The sequence below is a fragment of the Streptomyces hilarionis genome (genome assembly GCF_024539675.1).
Classification (GTDB): domain Bacteria; phylum Actinomycetota; class Actinomycetes; order Streptomycetales; family Streptomycetaceae; genus Streptomyces; species Streptomyces hilarionis.
Map to the genome: position 1 here is coordinate 57,174 of NZ_JAHHIT010000045.1, position 15,373 is coordinate 72,546.

Sequence of the window (15,373 nt, forward strand, 5' to 3'; positions counted from 1 at the left end):
GTCCGCGGACGGGCGGCAGCCCGGCCCCGCCACGACTGCGGCCAGGCTCCCTGAGGCGCCCGGCCGGTCCTGCTGCTAGATCTCGCCGCGCAGTTTGGCGAGCGCCTCGGCGAGGATCGCCTCGCCGTCCGCGTCGCTGCGCCGCTCCCGCACATACGCGAGGTGCGTCTTGTAGGGCTCGGTGCGCGGCGGGTCCGGGGGGTTGTCCCGGTCCTGCCCGGCCGGGAACCCGCAGCGGGGGCAGTCCCAGGTGTCGGGGACCTGCGCGTCGCTGGCGAAGCTGGGCTGCGTCTCGTGTCCGTTGGAGCACCAGAAGGAGATGCGCAGACGCGGCGCGGACTCGCCCCGCTCGGCCTCGCCCATCGGCCCCGCCCCGACCCGGCTTCCTCGGATCGCGTTGCCACTTGCCACGGTCGTAACTCCCTGCGTGATGGTGCCGCGAAGCGAGTCGGCGTTTCGCTTCGCTGCGAGCGCCTCAGTCTACGTAAGGCCCAACGCGCGTCCAGTGCTTGGAGTTACAGCTTCCACACCTGGACGCAAGCCCCATGATAGGCCGCGCTCAGCTGCGCGTACCGAACATGGGGCGTTACGTACCGGAATGTGCGTGCCTGTGAGAAGCTGATCAGTTGTTCGTCTTCATCACGATGCAGAGAACGATGATGCAGGTGAACCAGAGCAGCCCGACGACCACGGTGATGCGGTCGAGGTTGCGCTCGGCGACCGAGGAGCCGCCGACGGAGGACTGCATGCCGCCACCGAACATGTCGGAGAGGCCGCCGCCCTTCCCCTTGTGCATCAGCACCAGCAGCATCAGCAGCAGGCTGAAGACGATCAGGGCGATCGAGAACCCCAAAACCACGGCTGGACCAACTTCCTCGGATTCGGATGACGCATTGGGCGAACGGTTCGGACGACAGGGGCACAGCGTCGTTGTCCCGGTGCGGCTCGGCCGCTCGGCGCTGTGCCCCCGCAAGGGTACGACGGATCGCCGCTACCGCATACTCACAGCTCGGATCACCGCACGATCACCCGGGGATCACTGGTCGCGGAAACGCACGATCTTGACGAACTCGTCCGCGTCCAGCGAGGCGCCGCCGACCAGCGCGCCGTCGATGTCGGCCTGCGCCATGATCTCGGCGACGTTGCCGGACTTCACGGAGCCGCCGTACTGGATGCGGACCTTGTCGGCCAGCTCCTGGGTGTACAGCTCGGCGACCTTGCCGCGGATGGCCGCGCAGACCTCCTGCGCGTCCTCGGCGCCGCAGACCTTGCCGGTGCCGATGGCCCACACCGGCTCGTAGGCGATCACGACCGTCTCGGCCTGCTCGGCCGGCAGGTCCTTCAGACCGCCTTCGACCTGGGCGAGCGTGTGGGAGACGTGGTTGCCCGCCTCGCGGACGTCCAGTTCCTCGCCCACGCACAGGATCGGGGTCAGGCCGTGCTTGTAGGCGGCCTTGACCTTGGCGTTGACGATCTCGTCGGTCTCGTCGTGGTACTGGCGGCGCTCGGAGTGGCCGACCGCCACGAAGGTGCACTTCAGCTTGGCGAGCATGGCGCCGGAGATCTCGCCGGTGTAGGCGCCGGAGTCCTGCGCCGAGATGTCCTGGGCGCCGTACTTGATCTTGAGCTTGTCGCCGTCGACCAGCGTCTGCACGGAGCGCAGGTCGGTGAAGGGCGGCAGGACGGCGACCTCGACGGCCTCGTGGTCCTTGTCGGCCAGGGCGAAGGCGAGCTTCTGGACGTGGGCGATGGCCTCGAGGTGGTTGAGGTTCATCTTCCAGTTGCCCGCCATCAGCGGCGTACGAGTGGTCATGCGGGGTCAGCCTTCCAGTGCGGCGAGGCCGGGGAGCGTCTTGCCCTCGAGGTATTCGAGGGAGGCGCCGCCGCCGGTCGAGATGTGGCCGAATGCGTTCTCGTCGAAGCCGAGCGTGCGCACGGCCGCGGCGGAGTCTCCGCCGCCGACGACGGTGAAGCCGTCCGAGTCGACGAGGGCCTGGGCGACCGCCTTGGTGCCCTCGGCGTAGTCGGGGTGTTCGAAGACGCCCATCGGACCGTTCCAGAACACGGTCGCGGCGTCGGCGAGCTTGGCCGCGTACAGTTCACCGGTCTTCGGGCCGATGTCCAGGCCCAGCCGGCCCTCGGGCATCTTGTCCGCGTCGACGGCGGTGTGCTCGGTGGGCGCCTTGGCCTTCAGGTCCGGGAATCCGGGCGCGACCACGACGTCGACCGGGAGGACCAGCTCGACGCCCAGCTTCTCGGCGCGCTCCAGGTACTCGGTGACGGCCGGGATCTGGTCCTCCTGGAGGAGGGAGGCGCCGACCTCGTGGCCCTGGGCCTTGAGGAAGGTGAAGGCCATGCCGCCGCCGATGAGGATGCGGTCGGCCTTGCCGAGCAGTTCGTCGATGACGGCGAGCTTGTCGGAGACCTTGGAGCCGCCGAGCGCCACGACGTAGGGGCGGGCGACGTCCTCGGTGAGCTTCTTCAGGACGCCGACCTCGGTGGCGATCAGGTGGCCGGCGTAGTGCGGCAGCTTGCCCGGGAGGTCGTAGACGGACGCGTGCTTGCGGTGCACCGCGCCGAAGCCGTCGCCCACGTACACGTCGGCGAGGGCGGCCAGCCGGTCGGCGAAGGCGGCGCGCTCGGCGTCGTCCTTCGAGGTCTCGCCGGCGTTGAAGCGCAGGTTCTCGACGACCGCGACCCGGCCGTCGGCGAGGCCGGCGACGGTGGCCGTGGCGGAGTCGCCGACCGTGTCGGTCGCGAAGGCCACCTCCGCGCCGAGGAGTTCACCGAGGCGCGCGGCGGCGGGAGCGAGGGAGAAGGCGGGGTCCGGGGCGCCCTTGGGGCGGCCCAGGTGGGAGGCGACGACCACGCGGGCGCCGGCCTCGGCCAGCGCCTTGACGGTGGGCAGCACGGCGCGGATACGGCCGTCGTCGGTGATGGTGGTGCCGGCCAGCGGCACGTTCAGGTCGGCGCGGACGAAGACGCGCCTGCCTGCGACGCCTTCGGCGAGAAGTTCGTCGATCGTCTTCATTGAGTGGGCTCCCGGGAGGACTGGTGGTGCTCGTGATCCTAAGAGGGCTGCTCTGCACGCGAGTCAGGGCCCGGGCGGCGCGTCCTTGCGCCGCCCGAGCCCTGCTCTCACGTCACCGTGCCTGATCCGGAGATCAGAGCCGGTCGCCGACGAAGACCGTGAGGTCGACGAGGCGGTTGGAGTAGCCCCACTCGTTGTCGTACCAGCCGAGGATCTTCACCGAGTTGCCCTCCTGGACCATGGTCAGGGAGGAGTCGAAGGTGCAGGACGCCGGGTCGCCGACGATGTCGGAGGAGACGATCGGGTCCTCGGTGTAGGTCAGGAAGCCCTTGAGGTCGCCGTCCTCGGAGGCCTTCTTGAACGCGGCGTTGACCTCGTCCTTGGTGACCTCGCGCTGGAGGGTCACGACCAGGTCGGTGGCCGAGCCGGTCGGGACCGGGACGCGCATCGCGATGCCGTCGAGCTTGCCCTTGAGCTGCGGCAGGACCAGGGCGGTGGCCTTCGCGGCGCCGGTCGTGGTGGGGATGATGTTCTCGGCGGCGGCGCGGGCGCGGCGCAGGTCCGAGTGCGGGAAGTCCAGGATGCGCTGGTCGTTGGTGTACGCGTGGACCGTCGTCATCAGACCCTTGACGATGCCGAAGTTCTCGTCGAGGACCTTGGCCATCGGCGCCACACAGTTGGTGGTGCAGGAGGCGTTGGAGATGACGTGGTGGTTCGCCGCGTCGTACTTGTCCTGGTTGACGCCCATCACGATGGTGATGTCCTCGTCCTTGGCCGGAGCCGAGATGAGGACCTTCTTGGCGCCGCCCGCGATGTGCTTCTCGGCGTCGGCCTTCTTCGTGAAGATGCCGGTCGACTCGATGACGATGTCGACGCCGAGGTCGCCCCACGGGATGTCGGCGGGGTTGCGCTCGGACAGCACCTTGATGGTGTGGCCGTCCACGGTGATCGTGTCCGCCGTGTGCGACACCTCGGCCTTGAGGCGGCCCAGGATGGTGTCGTACTTCAGCAGGTGGGCGGTGGTCGCGGTGTCACCAAGGTCGTTGACAGCCACGATCTCGATGTCAGCACCCTGCTCCAGCAGCGCGCGGAAGTAGTTACGACCGATGCGGCCAAAGCCGTTGATGCCTACGCGGATCGTCACGAACCGATCTCCTCGTTGGTACGCCGACCCATGCAGTGCCGGCGAGCTGTATTTGGGATGTCCCCGACCACCACCGACCCTACCTCTCCGAGGCGGCCGGAGTGACATCGAGTTCGCCCATACACGGCACGGCGGTCCGTACCCGCCAGTAGGGGTACGGACCGCCCGGGCCGGACAGGCCCGATCACTCGATTCGGTCACGAACCTTCACGCCGAGTTGACTTCGGCGTGTCAGTCGTCAAGTGAGTCGAGGGCCTTTCCGATGAGCGCCTTGCGGTCCGCCGCCGAGGCGAGGTGTTCCAGGCCGAAGCCCAGCAGCACCGTGTCGTCGGTGGTGACCGCTCCGTAGGTCTGGAAGAGCACGCCCGTGCGCGTCCAGTCCTTCAGCACGGCCGGGCTGCCCGCGGGCGGACCGCTCGCCCGCCAGGCGCCCAGCGACGTCTCGAAGCCCTCGGTCTCGGTGGCGCTGCCGCCGACGACGAGGGAGGCGTCGTCCGCGAGGACGCCGTGACCGCCGCTGCCGGGGTCGGTGATGTAGGCGATCGAGATGTCGACCTTCTTGCCCGCGTACGCGCTCAGGTCGAAGTTCACCTGCTGCCACCCGCTGGACGCGCCGGTCAGCGCGTTCCAGGACCCGCTGGAGCCGGTCGCGGCGCAGTCGCCGGAGGCGAGCGTGAGGTAGTGCCTCAGCCACGGGTGCTCGCCGATGTAGAAGCCGCCCCCGCACTCGGCGGGCACGGCGGCGGTGGTGGCGCCGCCCGCCTCGGGGAGCGTGGTCCAGTCGTCGGCGCCGACCGTGTGGATCTCCACGACGGCGTTGTCGTAGCCGGGCTCGGTGTCCCACAGCAGACGGGTGCGCAGCGCCGGCCTGCTCGCCGCGGCGACGCCGCTGAGGTCGACGGTGCGGGTGAGGCGCTTGTAGGCGTCGTCGGTGTGCACGGCCGCGGCCATGTACGAGCCCGCGTACGGCCCGTACGGGTTGACCGTCCCGGCGAAGCGGCCCGCGCCGGCGCTCGCGAACTGCGGGAACGCGGCGGCCGGCAGTTCGTCCGAGGTGACCCCGTAGGTGCCCGCCTTGTCCAGCGGGTTGCCCGCGGCGGCCCCGAGGACGCCCGTGAACCCGCCCAGCGCGCCCGTGCCGGTGAAGCCGGTGGCGCCGGGGGTCGAGGTGCGGGAGTACGCGCCCAGGTAGTACTGGCTGAAGTCGTTGGACGGGGTGCCGTCGGCGAGGGCGACGTTGCCGCCGGCCAGCTCGCCCGCCTCGATCAGCTTGCCGCCCTCGTTGAGGTAGGCGCGCAGTTCGAGCTGGGTGGGGTTGCCCGGGGCGCTCGCGCCCGTGTAGTGGACGACCGTGGCGAAGTGGCTCAGCACGCCGAGCGCGTCGGGCGCGCCCTGGGCGGCGACGTCCCAGACGACCGCGCTGCGGCCGTTGGCCTTCAGCGCGTCGACGTAGGTCTGCGCCTGCGTGGCGGCCGCGCCCTCCTCGGCGACGACGAGCGTGTCGGCCCGGGGCAGCCGGGCGACCGTGTAGGTGAAGTGCGAGCTGGAGACCTTCTTCCCGGCCCTGGTCTCACCGGTGAACCAGACCTCGACCTTGTCGCCCGGTCTGCCGTCGCGCACGCTTGCCCGGTACTCGTCGTAGTGGAGGTTGTCGTCGCCGCCGTAGGTCTCGCCGCCCCGCCACGCCTTGAGCGCGCGCTCTCGCGTACGGCCGCCGTTGACGCGGTACTTGAGCTCCTTGTCGCGGACCGCCCTGCGCACGACGACGGAGACCTCCTGGGCCGCGCCGCGCGCGTAGGAGGTGGTGAACGGCGCCGGGGTGAAGTCGGCCGCGGACAGCCCGACCGAGGACTTCGGCTGGTCGGGGTGGGCGACGGACTCGGCGACGGAGAGCGCGAACGGGACGTTCTTGGCGAACTCGCTCTGGATCAGCTTCTCGTCGTCGGGGAAGTTGAAGACGGACTGGCAGTCGGCCGCGTTCCAGCGGTCGTTCGGGTCGACGTTCGACGCGGTCTGGCACGTCGACATCTCGGGGGTGAACATCCCCATGCCGTTGACGTTCCCCGCGTGGCCGTCGGCCTCGCCGTTGGTGGTGTAGAGCTCCGAGGAGACCTGCGGGTGGTAGCCCGGGACCGCGGAGTTGTCGGGGGTGCCGGCGAGCGCCTTGTAGGCGACGTCGTCCGGGGTGTCGGTGGCGACCTGCCAGCCGACGCCGTAGAGCAGCAGCTCGGCGGCGGAGTGGTAGTTGATGCCGTAGGTGAAGCCGATCCGCTTCTCGAAGGCGTCGAGCGCCCGGGTCTCGGGTTCGGAGGAGGGGCTCGCCCCGCGGTAGGTCTCGCTGGTCGGGTTGGGCGACGAACCCTCGTTGTCGTAGCCCCACTTGTAGGCGAAGTTGCGGTTGAGGTCGACGCCGTCGCCGGTGGCGATCACGCCGTCGCCGTTGACGTCCCGCAGGTTCTTGCGCCAGAGCCGGTGGGCGGGGTCCTGGAAGGTGTAGTCGTAGCCGTCGGGGTTGGCCGACAGCACGAACCACAGCTCGCTGGAATCGACGATCTTCCTCACGCGCCGGTCGGTCCGGTAGTTGTCCAGGTAGTAGTGCATCAGCCGCCGGGTCATCTCCGGGGTGATCCACTCGCGCGCGTGCTGGTTGGACATGTACAGCACCGCGGGCTTCGCGCCGTCCTTCGACTTCTTCGCGTTCGTGGTCATCTTGAGCGCGAGGATGTCCTGGCCGCGGACGGTCTTGCCGATGGAGACGACCTTGGTCAGGCCCGGGTTCTGCCGCGCGGTGCGCAGGATCTCCTCCCGCAGGCCGCCGCTGCCGCTGTAGGGGCGGAACACCCCGCCGGCGGCCGCGTCGAGACGCTTCTCCGCCTGGTCCGAGAGGGTGTGCTCGGTGAGCTGCACGCCCTGCTTGCCGAGTTTCTTCGCCTGCTTGTCGGTGAGGTAGACCTCGACCGTCGCGCTGCCCCTGCGGGGCACCTGCTCACTGAGTTCCTGACCGTCCTGGCCCGCCGCCAGCAGCAGGGGTACCTGCTGCTGGGTGACGTCGGCATGGAAGACCTTCACCTCGTCGGCGTCGGGCTTCGGTGTGGCGCCGGGCTGTGCCTGGGCGACGGGTGCGAGTGCCGCTCCACCGAGCAGCAGCGCGCCGACAGCGAGGATCGATCTCGCTCTTCGTCTCATGAACCCCCCTTGCCTGAGTCCGCCCCAGCAGCGAACCCTGCCAGGCTCATGACAGTTCATGATCGAGTCAAGAGCGCCTCGGCATCACGGAAAACGCCGGTGGAGTCGCCCGATCGGGCGACTCCACCGGCGTTCTGAGGAAGCGTCAGCCGATGCGTCAGCCGACCAGGTTGTCGGCGAGCTCGTCGCTGAGGTTGGCGTCCGTGCCCGGAATGCCGAGGTCGGAGGCGCGCTTGTCGGCCATCGCCAGCAGCCGGCGGATCCGGCCGGCGACGGCGTCCTTCGTCAGCGGCGGGTCGGCGAGCGCGCCCAACTCCTCCAGGGAGGCCTGCTTGTGGTCCATGCGCAGCCGGCCGGCCGCCGCGAGGTGCTCGGGCACCTCGTCCGCGAGGATCTCCAGGGCGCGCTGCACGCGGGCCCCGGCGGCGACGGCCGCGCGGGCCGAGCGGCGCAGGTTGGCGTCGTCGAAGTTCGCCAGCCGGTTCGCCGTGGCGCGCACCTCGCGCCGCATCCGGCGCTCCTCCCAGGCCAGCACCGACTCGTGCGCGCCCAGCCGGGTGAGCAGCGCGCCGATCGCGTCGCCGTCGCGGACGACGACCCGGTCGACCCCGCGCACCTCGCGCGCCTTCGCCGCGATGGACAGCCGGCGGGCGGCGCCGACCAGCGCGAGCGCGGCCTCCGGGCCCGGGCAGGTCACCTCCAGGGAGGACGAGCGGCCGGGCTCGGTGAGCGAGCCGTGCGCCAGGAACGCGCCGCGCCAGGCCGCCTCCGCGTCACAGGTCGCGCCGGAGACCACCTGCGGGGGCAGGCCCCGGATCGGGCGGCCGCGGCCGTCCACCAGGCCCGTCTGCCGGGCCAGCTGGTCACCGCCGGCGACCACGCGCACGACGTAGCGCGAGCCGCGGCGGATGCCGCTGGGGGCCATCACGATCAGCTCCGAGCCGTGCCCGAAGATCTCCAGGATGTCCCGCTTGAGCCGCCGGGCCGCCATCGCGGTGTCCAGCTCCGCCTCGATCACAATGCGCCCGCTCACCAGGTGGAGGCCGCCGGCGAACCGCAGAAGGGCGGAGACCTCCGCCTTTCTGCAGCAGGTCCGGGTGACGGGGAGCCGGGAGATCTCGTCCTTCACCGCTGCCGTCATCGCCATGGGCCGATCCTTCCATGCATCCGAAAAATACGGTCGTACGCGGCGGCCAACAGCTCCGGGTCGTGCCTCGGGGTTCCGTCGGGCCGGGCCACCGGCGCCAGTTCGACCGCCGCCCCGAACCGTTCGGCGGCTTCGGCCAGCGAGTCGCGGTCGGGCACGGCGGCCTCGTCGGCCAGCACCACGTCCAGGGCGAGTTTAGGGGCGTGTCGTCCCAAAACCTCCAAATGACGCTGCGGGGAGAAGCCATCGGTTTCTCCCGGCTGCGGCGCGAGGTTCAGCGAGAGCACCCGGCGCGCCTTCGTCGCCATGAGGGCGTCCAGCAGGTCGGGCACCAGCAGATGCGGCATGACCGAGGAGAACCAGGAGCCCGGCCCGAGCACCACCCAGTCGGCGTCCAGCACGGCCTCGACGGCCTCCGGGACGGCCGGCGGGTCGTGCGGGACCAGGTGCACGGACTGCACCTCGCCGCGCGTCAGCGCCACGGTCGCCTGGCCGCGGACGGTGTCCACGTCGTCCGGGCGCAGCGGATCGTGGCCCTTGACCAGCGCCTGGAGCTCCAGCGGCACGGCGGACATGGGCAGCACCCGCCCCTGCGCGCCGAGCAGCTTGCCGACCAGGTCCAGGGCCTGGACGTGGTCGCCGAGCTGCTCCCACAGGGCGACGATCAGCAGGTTGCCGACGGCGTGTCCGTTGATCTCGCCCTGCGACTGGAAGCGGTGCTGGATGACCCGCGCCCAGGTCTGGCCCCAGTCGTCGTCGCCGCACAGTGCCGCCAGGGCCTTGCGCAGGTCGCCGGGGGGCAGCACGCCCAGCTCGTCGCGCAGGCGGCCGCTGGAGCCGCCGTCGTCGGCCACCGTGACGACTCCGGTGAGGTCCCCGGTGATCCGGCGCAGGGCGGTGAGGGACGCGGACAGGCCCATGCCGCCGCCGAGGGCGACGACCTTGGGCTGGGTGCCGCGGCGGCGCGGTTTGCCGCCGCGGGCCTCGACCGGCCGGCTCACGCGCCCGTCGGGCGCGGCCCTGCGCAGACGGCCGAGCCGTGGAGAACGTGCGGTCATTCCCGTCCCATGTCCCGGTGCACGACCACCGTCTCCACGCCCTCGGCCGCCAGGCGCGCGGCGAGCTTCTCCGACATGGCCACCGAGCGGTGCTTTCCGCCGGTGCAGCCCACCGCGATGGTCACGTAGCGCTTGCCCTCCCGGCGGTAGCCCGCGGCGACCAGTTGCAGGAGCTCCGCGTAGCGGTCGAGGAACTCCTTCGCGCCGGGCTGGTTGAGGACGTACGTGGAGACCTCCTCGTTGAGCCCGGTGTAGGGGCGCAGCTCCGGCACCCAGTGCGGGTTGGGCAGGAAGCGCATGTCCACCACCAGGTCGGCGTCGACCGGCAGTCCGTACTTGAAGCCGAAGGACATGACGGTCGCCCGCAGCTCGGGCTCCTCCTCCCCGGCGAACCGGGCGTCCATCTTGGCCCGCAGTTCGTGCACGTTCAGGCTGGAGGTGTCGATCACCAGGTCGGCGTCGCCGCGCAGCTCGCGCAGGAGTTCGCGCTCGGCGGCGATGCCGTCGACGATGCGGCCGTCGCCCTGGAGGGGGTGCGGCCGGCGCACGGACTCGAAGCGGCGCACCAGCGCGTCGTCGGAGGACTCCAGGAAGACGATGCGCCGGGTGACGTTCTTCGACTCCAGATCGGCGAGGGACTCGCGGAGGTTGTCGAAGAAGCGCCGGCCGCGGACGTCGACGACGACCGCGATGCGGGCCACGTTGCCCTGGGAGCGCGCGCCCAGCTCCACCATGGTGGGGATCAGGGCGGGCGGGAGGTTGTCGACCACGAACCAGCCGAGGTCCTCCAGACATTTGGCCGCCGTCGAGCGGCCGGCTCCGGACATGCCGGAGATGATCACCAGCTCGGGAATGGCCGCGTCGGGGATCCCGGGCGGCGTGACGTCCGTACTCACCTGTGCTCCGTCTTCATGGCGTGCTTCCTGCCGGGGGCCGTCGGCGCCCGCGGAGGGCGGGGCGGCGGCCTCGCCGGGCCCTGGGGGGCCGGGCCGGTTACCGGTGGTGGGCACAGTAGTGGGCGTCTGTTCCGGCTGGGCGGTGGGGTGTGCGTCGTGCTCGGTCATGTCTCCTGCCCCCGTCGTTCCTCCGGGGCGCCCGACGTGACGGGAGCTCCGGGGGAACCCGTCGTGTCGTCGGGTTCCTCATCATCAATGATCTCTCCGGTCGCCGTGTTCACGGCGGGGGCGGGCGGCGCCGCGCGCAGAAGGGCCGCGGCGATGGTCTCCGCCGTCTTGCGGCCTATGCCCGGGACCTCGCAGATCTGCTCGACGGTCGCGGCGCGCAGCCGCTTGACCGAGCCGAAATGCTTGATCAGCGCCTGCTTGCGCGTCTCGCCGAGGCCCGGCACCTCGTCCAGCGGGCCCGCGCGGAAGCGCTTGGCCCGCTTGGTGCGCTGGTAGGTGATCGCGAAGCGGTGCGCCTCGTCGCGGACGCGCTGCAACAGATAGAGGCCCTCGCTGCTGCGCGGCAGGACGACCGGATCGTCGTCGTCCGGCAGCCAGACCTCCTCCAGCCGCTTGGCCAGACCGCAGACGGCGATGTCGTCGATGCCCAGGTCGTCCAGCGCCCTCCTGGCGGCCGCGACCTGCGGCTGTCCGCCGTCGACGACGACGAGCTGGGGCGGGTAGGCGAAGCGCTTGGGGCGGCCGTCGTCGTCCTTGAGGCTGCTGGTGAGGGGCGCCTCGCCGGCGTCGGCGAGGGCGGTCGTGGTGTTTTCACCGAGGGCCGTCCCCGTCCCGTCGGCGGCTGCCGTCCGCGTCCCGTCGGCGCCGGCCGTCCCCGCCGCGTCGGTGAGGGCGTCCGCGCCGTCGGTCCACTCGCCTGTGCGCTCCTTCTCGGCGAGGTAGCGCCGGAAGCGGCGGGTGATCACCTCGTGCATCGAGCGGACGTCGTCCTGGCCCTCGAAGCCCTTGATCTGGAAGCGGCGGTACTCGCTCTTGCGCTGGAGGCCGTCCTCGAAGACGACCATGGAGGCCACGACGTCGTCGCCCTGGAGGTGGGAGATGTCGTAGCACTCGATCCGCAGCGGGGCGCTGTCCAGGTCGAGGGCCTCGGCGATCTCCTCCAGGGCACGCGAGCGCGTGGTCAGGTCGGAGGCCCGCTTGGTCTTGTGCAGGACCAGCGCCTGCTGCGCGTTGCGCGCGACGGTCGCCATCAGGTCCTTCTTGTCGCCCCGCTGCGGGATGCGCAGCGACACGTTGGACCCGCGGCGCTCGGTGAGCCACTCCTGCACCGGCTCGACCGGGTCGGGCAACGCGGGGACCAGGACCTCCTTGGGCACGGAGTCGCCGCGCTCCTCGCCGTAGAGCTGCTGGAGGGCGTGTTCGACGAGGGCGCCGGTGGTGACGTCCTCGACCTTGTCGGTCACCCAGCCGCGCTGACCGCGCACGCGCCCGCCGCGGACGTGGAAGATCTGGACGGCCGCCTCCAGCTCGTCCTCGGCGACCGCGATCAGGTCGGCGTCGGTCGCGTCCGCGAGCACGACCGCGTTCTTCTCCATGGCCTTCTTCAGGGCCTCGATGTCGTCGCGCAGGCGGGCGGCCCGCTCGTACTCCATCTCGTCGGCCGCCTCCACCATCTGCTTCTCCAGGCGGCGCAGATAGGTGCCGGTGCGGCCGGCCATGAAGTCACAGAACTCGTCGGCCAGTTCCCAGTGGTCGTCGGGCGAGATCCGGCTCACGCAGGGCGCGGAACACTTGCCGATGTAGCCGAGCAGACAGGGGCGTCCGGTGCGGGAGGCGTTCTTGAACACGCCGGCGGAGCAGGTGCGTACGGGGAAGACGCGCAGGAGCAGGTCGACGGTGTCGCGGATCGCCCACGCGTGCGCGTACGGACCGAAGTACCTGACGCCCTTCTTCTTGTGGCCGCGCATCACCTGCACGCGCGGATACTCCTCGTTCATCGTCACCGCGAGGTACGGGTAGCTCTTGTCGTCGCGGTACTTGACGTTGAAACGGGGGTCGTACTCCTTGATCCAGGAGTACTCGAGCTGTAGCGCCTCGACCTCCGTGGACACCACCGTCCACTCCACCGACGCCGCCGTGGTGACCATCGTGCGGGTGCGCGGGTGCAGCCCCGCCAGGTCCTGGAAGTAGTTCGCCAGGCGCTGGCGCAGGCTCTTCGCCTTTCCGACGTAGATCACCCTGCGGTGCTCGTCGCGGAACCGGTACACCCCGGGAGAGTCCGGGATCTGTCCCGGCTTGGGGCGGTAGCTGGAGGGGTCGGCCATGTCTCACACCCTACTGGCGCGCGGTGACACTCCGGCGGGGCTGTGGACAACGCCCGGCGTCCGTGCCGGGACCTCGGGAGAGCGGGAAAGCGGAGGGCGGGGATCCGCCGGGGCGGACTCGGCCACCCGCACGTGCCACTCGGCCATCAGGTGTTGTCGGGACCACATCGACACGCTTCAATGCGGGGGAACTCGGGGCCCTGAACGCCGCCTTACGGATGTGAAGGAGTTTCGCAGGCACGGTCGCGGCCCCGACCACCCCACGACGGTCCGACCAGCCGTCGTGAGCATTCACAGAGAGGCTCCTGCATGCCGCACGCCACACAGCACGCGGACGCCGCCGCCGACCCCGTCACCGCGGAACTGGACTCGGCCCTGCGAGGGGGGCCCTTCCACGTGGCGCTGCGGGCCGCGATCGCGGCCCGCGGCCTGCCGTTGCAGCGTGTCCAGCACCATCTGTCGCGCTACGGGGTGAAGGTCGGCGTGACCAGCCTGAGCTACTGGCAGCAGGGCGCCCGGCGGCCGCAGCGCCCCGAGTCGCTGCGCGCGGTGCGCGCGCTGGAGGAGATCCTGCGCCTGCCGGACGAGTCCCTGATCCGGCTGCTCGCCGAGGCCGACGACGCGCACGGCGGACAGGGCGGGCCGGGCGGCGCGGCGGGGGCCCGGTCCGCGGGACGCTCCTACCGCTCGATCCTGCGGGCCACGGGAGTGCTCGAACAGCTGCTCGGCGAACTGGAGTGCCCGTCGGACGGCGGACTGCACACACTGGGTCATCACGAGCGGGTCCGCATCGGGGCCCGTCGCGAACTGCTGGGCCGTGAGTCGCAGCACATCGTGCGCGCCCATCGCGACGGCGTCGACCGGTTCGTGGCCGTCCACCACGGAGACCCGGGGTGCGCGCCGGACAGGATGACCGTGCACGCCCTGGAGAACTGCCGGGCGGGCCGCGTCCGGCGCCACCACGGCACCGGCGTGCTCGTGGCGGAGCTCCTCTTCGACACCCGGCTGCGGGCCGGCGACACCTTCCTGTTCCGCTACGGCGTCGAGGACGGCACCGGCGGAGCCTGCGCCGAGTACGTGCGCGGCTTCGGCGCGGCGGGCGGCCAGTACGCCCTTCAGATCCGCTTCGACGAGCTCGCCGTGCCCGTGCGCTGCCACCGGTTCACCCAGCACTCGGCGGCGGCCCCGCGCGGCGGCCACCAGGACCTGCCGCTCAGCGGCCGGCACCGGTCGGTGCACCTCGTGGAGCCGCGCGTGCGGTCGGGCATGGTGGGCATCGGCTGGGACTGGGAGTGAGCGACGGCCGCCGAGCGGCCGAGGACGGGCGCCGGCGTCGTCGCCCGCAGGGCTCGACGCCGGTTTTGGGGCGCGGCCGCGAAATGGGGTAGCTTCCCGGCCGGCGGCTCACCTGCTCGTTCGTCCGTCGCACGGGGTGCGGCTGCCGCGCGAGCAGTGCTCCGAGCGGCCCCGGACAGCCCGAGAGCAGACAGCCGGAGAGCAACGGGCCGCAGAGCAGCCGGCCGCAGTGCAGTCGGCCAGAGAGAGGAACCGCCTCGTGATCGTCGTCGCCGGTGAGGCCCTGATCGACCTGGTGCCGCAGGGGACGGGCGCGCTCGCGGGTCTGCGGCCGGCGCTCGGCGGCGGCCCCTACAACACGGCGGTGGCGCTGGCCCGTCTCGGCTCCCCCACGGCCTTCGTCTCCCGCGTCTCCCGGGACGCGTTCGGCGAGGCGCTGCTGGACAGGCTGCGGGAGACGGGGGTGGACGTGTCGGCGGTGCAGCGCGGCGCCGAGCCGACCACGCTCGCGGTGGCCTCCCTCGACGGCGACGGTTCGGCCGCCTACTCCTTCTACGTCGAGGGCACCGCCGACCGGCTGTTCGCCGCCCCGGACGCACTGCCCGCGGGGACCCGGGCGGTGTCCTTCGGCACCTGCTCGCTCGTGCTGGAGCCGGGCGCGAGCGCGTACGAGGAGTTGATGCGCACCGCGGCGTCGCGGGGCCTGTTCACCGCGCTCGACCCGAACATCCGCTCCGGACTGATCCCGGACGCCGACGCCTACCGGGCCCGCTTCAAGAGCTGGCTGCCCTCGGTGTCGCTGCTGAAGATGTCGCAGGAGGACGCCGAATGGCTGGGCGGCACCCCGCACGAGTGGCTGTCCGCGGGCCCCTCGGCCGTCGTGATCACCCAGGGCGGCGACGGACTGACCGCGTTCACCCGCGACGGCGCCGTGTACGCGGTGCCCGGCGAGCAGGTGGACGTGGTGGACACCATCGGCGCCGGGGACACCGTGAACGCGGCCCTGCTGCACGGGCTTTGCGCGCGGGACGCGCTGTCCCCGGCCGGGCCGGCCGCTCTGGGCGCCACCGGCTGGCAGGAGCTGCTGACGTTCGCCGCGCGCGCGGCGGCGATCACCTGCTCCCGGCCGGGCGCGGAACCCCCGTACGCCGCGGAGCTGGAAGCGCTCGGGAACGTCTAGCGCCCGCCGCGCGAGGCGCCGCAGGGCCGCAGGGCCGCAGGGCCGCAGGGCCGCAGGGCCGCAGGGCCGCAGGGCCGCAGGGCCGCAGGGCCGCAGGGCCGC

General features: G+C 71.6%; 12 protein-coding genes. 2 read left to right on the top strand and 10 right to left on the bottom strand.

Going from position 1 to position 15,373, the window contains the following annotated elements:
- Positions 1-75: 75 nt before the first annotated feature.
- The 10 genes from KMS84_RS10770 to uvrC form a co-directional block, all read right to left on the bottom strand.
- Positions 76-411, bottom strand: a complete 336-nt coding sequence (locus KMS84_RS10770; protein ID WP_003957010.1) for an RNA polymerase-binding protein RbpA — start codon at positions 409-411, stop codon at positions 76-78.
- 211 nt (positions 412-622) lie between these two features.
- The gene (secG, locus tag KMS84_RS10775) at positions 623-859 is read right to left on the bottom strand and encodes a preprotein translocase subunit SecG (protein ID WP_256915905.1); all 237 of its coding nucleotides are present in this window, start codon (positions 857-859) and stop codon (positions 623-625) included.
- A gap of 177 nt (positions 860-1,036) precedes the next feature.
- A complete protein-coding gene (tpiA, locus tag KMS84_RS10780; RefSeq protein WP_256915906.1) occupies positions 1,037-1,813 on the bottom strand; it encodes a triose-phosphate isomerase in 777 nt (258 codons plus the stop codon).
- 6 nt (positions 1,814-1,819) lie between these two features.
- Positions 1,820-3,031, bottom strand: coding sequence for a phosphoglycerate kinase (locus tag KMS84_RS10785; protein WP_256915907.1), 1,212 nt, complete (start codon positions 3,029-3,031; stop codon positions 1,820-1,822).
- 133 nt (positions 3,032-3,164) lie between these two features.
- On the bottom strand, positions 3,165-4,175 hold the full coding sequence (gene gap / locus KMS84_RS10790) for a type I glyceraldehyde-3-phosphate dehydrogenase (RefSeq protein ID WP_256915908.1): 1,011 nt from the start codon (positions 4,173-4,175) through the stop codon (positions 3,165-3,167).
- Positions 4,176-4,406: 231 nt separating this feature from the next.
- Positions 4,407-7,361 (bottom strand): M14 family metallopeptidase, encoded by a 2,955-nt coding sequence (locus tag KMS84_RS10795; RefSeq protein ID WP_256915909.1) that lies wholly within the window; start codon positions 7,359-7,361, stop codon positions 4,407-4,409.
- 157 nt (positions 7,362-7,518) lie between these two features.
- Positions 7,519-8,508, bottom strand: a complete 990-nt coding sequence (gene whiA, locus KMS84_RS10800; RefSeq protein WP_109000029.1) for a DNA-binding protein WhiA — start codon at positions 8,506-8,508, stop codon at positions 7,519-7,521.
- Complete coding sequence (locus KMS84_RS10805; RefSeq protein WP_256915910.1) at positions 8,499-9,566, bottom strand: gluconeogenesis factor YvcK family protein; 1,068 nt, start codon at positions 9,564-9,566, stop codon at positions 8,499-8,501. The genes whiA and KMS84_RS10805 overlap by 10 nt, the downstream gene beginning before the upstream one ends.
- A complete protein-coding gene (gene rapZ / locus KMS84_RS10810; protein WP_256915911.1) occupies positions 9,563-10,630 on the bottom strand; it encodes an RNase adapter RapZ in 1,068 nt (355 codons plus the stop codon). Before rapZ ends, KMS84_RS10805 begins: the two co-directional genes overlap by 4 nt.
- Positions 10,627-12,795: an excinuclease ABC subunit UvrC gene (gene uvrC / locus KMS84_RS10815; RefSeq protein WP_256915912.1), complete on the bottom strand. Its 2,169-nt coding sequence runs from the start codon at positions 12,793-12,795 to the stop codon at positions 10,627-10,629. The genes rapZ and uvrC overlap by 4 nt, the downstream gene beginning before the upstream one ends.
- Before the next feature lie 309 nt (positions 12,796-13,104).
- Between uvrC and KMS84_RS10820 the strand changes: the two genes are divergently transcribed.
- Together KMS84_RS10820 and KMS84_RS10825 are read left to right on the top strand one after the other, a co-directional pair.
- A complete protein-coding gene (locus KMS84_RS10820; RefSeq protein WP_256915913.1) occupies positions 13,105-14,091 on the top strand; it encodes a hypothetical protein in 987 nt (328 codons plus the stop codon).
- Positions 14,092-14,350: 259 nt separating this feature from the next.
- Positions 14,351-15,271 (top strand): carbohydrate kinase family protein, encoded by a 921-nt coding sequence (locus KMS84_RS10825; protein ID WP_256915914.1) that lies wholly within the window; start codon positions 14,351-14,353, stop codon positions 15,269-15,271.
- The last annotated feature ends 102 nt before the right edge of the window (positions 15,272-15,373 follow it).

Excerpts from the sequence above, each read along its gene's own strand:
- rapZ (WP_256915911.1), bottom strand. The coding sequence starts at position 10,630 with ATGACCGAGCACGACGCACACCCCACCGCCCAGCCGGAACAGACGCCC.
- tpiA (WP_256915906.1), bottom strand. The coding sequence starts at position 1,813 with ATGACCACTCGTACGCCGCTGATGGCGGGCAACTGGAAGATGAACCTC.
- whiA (WP_109000029.1), bottom strand. The coding sequence starts at position 8,508 with ATGGCGATGACGGCAGCGGTGAAGGACGAGATCTCCCGGCTCCCCGTC.
- uvrC (WP_256915912.1), bottom strand. The coding sequence starts at position 12,795 with ATGGCCGACCCCTCCAGCTACCGCCCCAAGCCGGGACAGATCCCGGAC.
- KMS84_RS10805 (WP_256915910.1), bottom strand. The coding sequence starts at position 9,566 with ATGACCGCACGTTCTCCACGGCTCGGCCGTCTGCGCAGGGCCGCGCCC.
- KMS84_RS10820 (WP_256915913.1), top strand. The coding sequence starts at position 13,105 with ATGCCGCACGCCACACAGCACGCGGACGCCGCCGCCGACCCCGTCACC.
- KMS84_RS10795 (WP_256915909.1), bottom strand. The coding sequence starts at position 7,361 with ATGAGACGAAGAGCGAGATCGATCCTCGCTGTCGGCGCGCTGCTGCTC.
- KMS84_RS10785 (WP_256915907.1), bottom strand. The coding sequence starts at position 3,031 with ATGAAGACGATCGACGAACTTCTCGCCGAAGGCGTCGCAGGCAGGCGC.